Origin of the sequence: uncultured Rikenella sp. (assembly GCF_910579375.1) — a bacterium.
Taxonomy (GTDB): domain Bacteria; phylum Bacteroidota; class Bacteroidia; order Bacteroidales; family Rikenellaceae; genus Rikenella.
Genome location: NZ_CAJTUJ010000115.1, coordinates 1 through 6,329 on the forward strand (window position 1 = coordinate 1; position 6,329 = coordinate 6,329).

General features: G+C 58.8%; 5 protein-coding genes. 4 read left to right on the forward strand and 1 reads right to left on the reverse strand.

From position 1 onward, the window contains the following. The first annotated feature begins 579 nt into the window (after positions 1–579). Positions 580–2,352: an aspartate--tRNA ligase gene (gene aspS / locus QZ302_RS08095; protein ID WP_294594310.1), complete on the forward strand. Its 1,773-nt coding sequence runs from the start codon at positions 580–582 to the stop codon at positions 2,350–2,352. A gap of 52 nt (positions 2,353–2,404) precedes the next feature. Further along, positions 2,405–2,989 carry a hypothetical protein gene (locus QZ302_RS08100; RefSeq protein ID WP_294594312.1) on the forward strand — a complete coding sequence of 195 codons (585 nt, stop codon included), beginning with the start codon at positions 2,405–2,407 and terminating at the stop codon, positions 2,987–2,989. 276 nt (positions 2,990–3,265) lie between these two features. On the opposite strand, the gene QZ302_RS08105 is transcribed toward QZ302_RS08100, so the two are convergent. Further along, complete coding sequence (locus tag QZ302_RS08105) at positions 3,266–3,412, reverse strand: hypothetical protein (RefSeq protein WP_294594313.1); 147 nt, start codon at positions 3,410–3,412, stop codon at positions 3,266–3,268. Positions 3,413–3,584: 172 nt separating this feature from the next. Between QZ302_RS08105 and QZ302_RS08110 the strand changes: the two genes are divergently transcribed. Both QZ302_RS08110 and thiC read left to right on the forward strand, forming a co-directional pair. Next, positions 3,585–4,556: a polyprenyl synthetase family protein gene (locus QZ302_RS08110; protein ID WP_294594314.1), complete on the forward strand. Its 972-nt coding sequence runs from the start codon at positions 3,585–3,587 to the stop codon at positions 4,554–4,556. 2 nt (positions 4,557–4,558) lie between these two features. Next, positions 4,559–6,103 (forward strand): phosphomethylpyrimidine synthase ThiC, encoded by a 1,545-nt coding sequence (thiC, locus tag QZ302_RS08115; RefSeq protein WP_294594315.1) that lies wholly within the window; start codon positions 4,559–4,561, stop codon positions 6,101–6,103. Positions 6,104–6,329: the final 226 nt, after the last annotated feature.

Sequence of the window (6,329 nt, forward strand, 5' to 3'; positions counted from 1 at the left end):
CCGCGCGGGCCGAAGCCTCCCGCCGCGGAGGCCCGCAACTGACGTTGCTTTTGGGTCCCGCAGGCTTTAGCCCCTCCAAGAGAGTAGGGTAGCTCAGCCCCTTATCCACCGCGCCACTCTTTCCCTGAGGCAACGCAATTGAAAACCGAAACCACGGCCATTTGTATAGCTGGGGCTGAAACCCTGTGTGTGGAAATCTATGAATAGACTGTAAGCTTCTTTTGTCGATGATGAGTAGCTGTATCCGCTGAGGCCAGCATTTCCTGTTGCTCCCAATAATCCGTGAAGGCCTGAGTCGCGGAAGCCCGGGGCGCACCCTCAGGGTGTTTTATTGGCCGCCTCTATGAGGCAGCGCCACTGAAGACCGTAAGCGCGGCTGCCCGAGTAGCTGGTCGTGAGGCTCTGCGAATAGAAAATCAAATTCAGATTGTAGAGATCCCGCTTGCGGCGGAAGACCAGCTGAATCCGTGGTGACCGCTGCTACCCGCTTCGCCCAAGGTATAGCCGCGGTAGCCCGGGCGGTGCTCGCGAACGGTAAAAAATATGTATCTTTGAGTTCCTAAAAAACCGAAGTCAATCATGTTTAGAACAGCCACCTGCGGCGAGCTTCGGCTCACCGATGCGAATAAGACCGTCACCCTTGCCGGATGGGTACAGAAGGTGCGCAACTTAGGCTCGATGGTCTTTATCGACCTGCGCGACCGATACGGCATCACCCAGATCACCGTGGACGAACACGCTGCCGACGCCGTCCGGGAAACGGCCGGACGACTCGGCCGCGAATATGTGATCCAGGTGACCGGAACCGTCACGGAACGGTCGGCTAAAAACAGCAAAATACCGACCGGCGAGATCGAAATCGTCGCTGCCGACATGCAAATTTTGAATACCAGCGAAGTGCCGCCGTTTACCATCGAAGAACAGTCCGACGGAGGAGATGATTTGCGGATGAGATATCGCTACCTCGACCTGCGGCGGGCGCCATTGCAGCGGGCGATGATGCTGCGTCACCGGCTGGCGCAGGAGGTACGCAACTACCTCGATGCGCAGGGGTTCATGGAGATTGAGACGCCGTATCTGATCAAATCGACGCCGGAAGGGGCGCGGGATTTCGTGGTGCCGAGTCGGATGAATCCGGGCGAATTTTATGCCTTGCCTCAGTCGCCGCAGACTTTCAAACAACTCCTGATGGTGAGCGGCTATGACCGCTATTTCCAGATCGTGCGCTGTTTCCGGGACGAGGACTTGCGGGCAGACCGGCAACCGGAATTTACCCAGGTGGACTGCGAAATGGCGTTCGTGGAACGCGAGGACGTGCTCACGGTGTTCGAAGGGATGATGCGGACGATGTTCGACAAGACGCTGGGGGTGAAGTTTGCAGAGGCGCGGTTCCCGCGCATGACGTGGCACGAGGCGATGGAAAAATATGGGTCGGATAAACCGGATGTCCGGTTTGGGATGACGTTCAATGACTTGACGGGCTTGGTGAAGGGGCACGACTTTGCGGTGTTCGACGGGGCGGAATATGTCGGAGCGATTTGTGCGCCGGGGTGTGCTTCCTATACGCGGAAGCAGTTGGATGGTCTGACGGAGTTCGTCAAACGTCCGCAGGTGGGGGCGAAGGGGCTGGTGTATGTGCGGCGCGAGGCGGACGGCTCGTACAAGTCGAGTGTGGACAAGTTCTACTCGCAGGAGGAGTTGGCGAAATGGGGCTCGGCTTGTGGCATGCAGGCGGGGGATTTGCTGCTCATACTGGCGGGTGCCAAAAAACAGACGTTGGCGGCGCTGTGCGCGTTGCGGTTGGAGATGGGGGATCGGCTGGGGCTCAGGCCGCACGATACGTTCGCGCCGTTGTGGGTGGTCGATTTTCCGCTCTTGGAATGGGATGACGAGACGCAGCGCTATTATGCAATGCACCACCCGTTTACGTCGCCCAAAGCGGAGGATATGGACAAATTCTTCTCGACGGATATCAAGGTGCTGGGGGATGTGCGGGCGGAGGCGTATGACTTTGTGGTGAACGGGGTCGAGGTCGGCGGGGGGTCGATCCGGATCCACGACGGGCGGGTGCAGAGCCGGATGTTCGAGGTGTTGGGCTTTACGCCGGAGGAGGCGCAGGCGCAGTTCGGATTCCTTCTGGGGGCTTTCAAGTATGGGGCGCCGCCGCACGGGGGAATTGCGTTCGGTTTCGACCGGATGTGTTCGTTGTTCGGCGGGTCGGATTCGATTCGTGATTTCATCGCGTTCCCGAAGAACAACAGCGGACGCGATATGATGATCGACGCGCCGTCGGCTCTGGCGCAGGCGCAGCTGGACGAACTGGGGATCGGGATTGTCGAGGCGGCTGAGTAGGGCTGTCTTCGAAATGTGCGGGGGCGGTTCGTACCCATGTATCTTTGAAAGAATGATGGAATTAACGGGTCGACAAGTTGAGGATATCGATCGGTTGATCACTCCTTGCGGCGAGGTGGTCGTGACCGATGAAAAGGAAGAGAGAGTGCTCTTTTCGGTACGGAGATACGGGTTCGCACCCTATCGAATCTTTGTGGGTACGCCTGACGAACAGGTGATCGAGCCTATTGCGAATTATGAAATTTGCATCGATTCTCGGAGATTACGACTCGGCGAGCGGTATCGTATCCGGATGAGCGGTATCCGATTGGAGTTCGGGGGTACTGACGAGCGAACCATAGGTGTCGTAGGCACGGCGAACGGTTATAGTTTGGGTCTCGGAGCTTATGACCCCAATGATGAAGAAAAGATGGATCAAGATATAGCGGCTTCTGAAGATCGTTTGTTGTATGACAAGAGTCGGTTCGTACAATATGATTTAGAGATGTTGCCGGATTTTTCGGGCTTTTCGTTTGAATTGTTGGATCGCTCGGTTGCCGAACTTCGGTTTCTTGTCGCGTGGATTGGTAATCCTCGCCCCGAAAATGCCCGATTTCGGGACGCATACGAAGGTGCGGTCAATTGTTGGACGACTTGATAGAACCGAAGCTTGAATAAATCAGCATGTTGCAGGTGAAAAACCGAGGTTTGGACTGATCTTCTGCGGCCCTTTAGGGTCGCGCGGGCCGGACGCCTGCCCACGGGCGGGACGCACAGCGTCTTTTACTGGCCGCCTCTACCCCATGACATACCTCCCGGGCGCCCGACCCGCCGGTCAAACCAAAGTCGGGGTGGAGGCTGTCCGATTTTTTGGGTAGAGGTTGGCTGTTGTTTGGGGTAGTTCCGGCCAGCCTTCGCGTGCCTCTGTCCCCGTTTATTCCGAGAGGCAACGCAACTGAAAACCGTGGGCACGGTTTCCGATACTTGCCGAGCCAAGACCTACGGGATTAAAATTCAAATATATGCAGCGGATTTCATGAGGAGTGGCAGAATGACTGATGCCGCTATGTCCGACATACACATGCAGGCCTGTGAAGTCGCGCAGGTAGCCCGGGGCGGGCCCACAGGGCGTTTTACTGACAGCCCCTACCCTAATTAGGCAGCCTACATCCCCGTCAGACCGCTTCTACCCAAAAACAATCGGACGTTCCGAGACCTACCGCCCGCATGCAAGACCATAGATGCCGAATCCGATGATGAAAAATACCGACGAGTTATTGCAACGCATCGAAACGGAGCTCGAAAAGCTCCCCCTCGAACAGATCGAACCGCAGGGACTGTACGCTCCCGTCCGCTACATCCTCGAAGACGGCGGAAAGCGGATCCGACCGTTGCTGTGCCTGCTGAGCGCCGATCTCTGCGGCGGAAAGGTAAGCGAAGCGTTGCCGGCAGCCATTGCCGTCGAAGTCTTCCATAACTTCACCCTGCTCCACGACGACATTATGGATCGCGCCCCCATGCGGCGCGGGAGGCCGACCGTTCACCTGAAGTGGAGCGAAAACAGCGCCATCCTCTCCGGCGACGCCATGCTGATTTTCGCCTACCAGATCCTTTCATCGGGGAATTACGCCGAACTGCTGCCCGAATTGCTCGCCGTGTTCAACCGGGCGGCCATGGAGGTCTGTCAGGGGCAGCAGTACGACATGGAGTTCGAACGAACCGACCGCGAAGTGAGCGAAGCGGAGTATCTCGAAATGATCCGTCTCAAGACCTCCGTACTGCTGGCCGCGGCGCTGGAGATGGGGGCGATCGTGGGGGGCGCTTCTCCGGCCGAGCGACGTGCTTTGTACGACTTCGGCGTGAACCTCGGGCTGGCGTTCCAGATTCAGGACGACCTGCTCGATACCTACGGCGATGCCGAAACCTTCGGGAAGGCGATCGGAGGAGATATTGCGGTCGGGAAAAAGACCTTTCTGCATATCGCCGCCATGGCGGCCGCTTCGGCGGAGCAACGGGCTGCGATATGGGCTCCGGGGGATATGGACGAGAAATTGTTGCGGGTGCGGGGGATTTATGATGCGCTGGGGGTGCGCGGCGCGGCGGAGGCGGCTATCGAACGCTACTTTACGCGCGCGCTGGCGTCGCTGCGCAGGGCGCACGAGGATGCGGACCGGCTGGCTGTGCTCGAAAAATATGCTTATTCACTGCTGAAAAGAACGAAATAACTATGTATAAAGAACTGTTCCACGAACCCCAGAACGCTTCGGAAAAGGTATATCGCCCGGGCGAGTTGTTTCCCGATCTGCGGGTCGGGATGCGGCGCGTTCATTTGACGAACGGCGAATCTGTGGATTTGTACGACACGACGGGGGTGTATACGGAGGCGGGATATGAGGCGGACACGGAACGAGGGATTCCCCGCTTGCGGGAGCAATGGATGGCGGAGCGGGCGGCGGCATTGCCGGAAGGGGAGTTTCATACCCAGCGGTGGTATGCGCGACAGAGGGTGGTGACCCGCGAGATGGAGTATGCGGCGATTCGCGAGAATGCGGGACTGCGGCCGGGAGACGAGGGCTATATCACGCCGGAACAGGTGAGGCGGTCGGTGGCGGAGGGACGGGCGATTCTTCCGGCCAATCGATGTCATCCGGAGTCGGAGCCGATGGTGATCGGCAGCGAATACCGGGTGAAGATCAATGCCAATATCGGCAATTCGGCGCTCGGTTCTTCCATTGCGGAGGAGGTCGAGAAGGCGCTGTGGGCCATTAAGTGGGGGGCGGACACGGTGATGGATCTCTCGACGGGGGCTCAGATTCACCAGACGCGGGAGGCGATCCTGCGCAATGTGCCGGTGCCGATCGGCACGGTGCCGCTCTATCAGGCGTTGGAAAAGGTCGGCGGGGTGGTCGAGGATTTGACGTGGGAGGCTTATCGCGAGACGCTGATCGAACAGTGCGAGCAGGGGGTGGACTATTTTACGATTCACGCGGGGTTGTTGCAGGCATATGTGCCGATGGCGCAACGGCGGGTGACGGGTATTGTCTCGCGCGGGGGGTCGATTATGGCGAAGTGGATGGCGCATCATGGGCGGGAGAGCTTTCTGTACGAGCATTTCGACGAGATTTGCGAGATTATGGCGCGCTACGACGTGGCTTTGTCGTTGGGCGACGGCTTGAGGCCGGGGTCGATTGCGGATGCGAACGACGAGGCGCAGTTCGGAGAGCTCAAAACGCTGGGCGAGCTGTGCCATCGGGCGTGGGAGCGGGATGTGCAGGTGATTATCGAGGGGCCGGGGCATGTGCCGATGAACCGCATCCGCGAAAATATGGATCGGCAACTCGAATGGTGTCACGGGGCGCCGTTTTACACGCTCGGGCCGTTGGTCTCGGACATCGGGGCGGGGTACGATCACATCACGTCGGCGATCGGCGGGGCGATGATCGGGTGGTTCGGGACGGCGATGCTGTGTTATGTGACGACCAAAGAGCACCTGGCTTTGCCGAACCGCGACGATGTGCGCGAGGGGGTGGTGACTTACAAACTGGCGGCGCATGCGGCGGATATCGCTAAGGGACATCCGGCGGCTTTGGCTCGCGACTTGGCGATGAGCCGGGCACGGTATGATTTCCGGTGGCTCGACCAGTTCAACCTGTCGCTGGATCCGGAGCGGGCGCGCCGTATGCACCGGGAGATGGTGAAGGAGAATGCGGATTTTTGCGCCATGTGCGGGCCTCATTTCTGTGCGATGCGCATCACGAAATCGATCAAGTAGGGGTTGATTTTGGGCCGAGGCTGCCACTGGAAATACGCAGCATTTTCCGTCCCCGCACCCGTTGTGTGGTGTTTTGTTAGGGTTTTCTTTGTCTTACTAAATGAGGCCCGCTTGGCCGATGCATTCGCGTCATGGCGCGCGGACAGAGAACGGGGGTAGAGTCTGCCCTTTGCCCACCGCGGGCACGCGGGGCCTGCCCGGCCCGAGGGCAGTCTCCTCCTGTAGC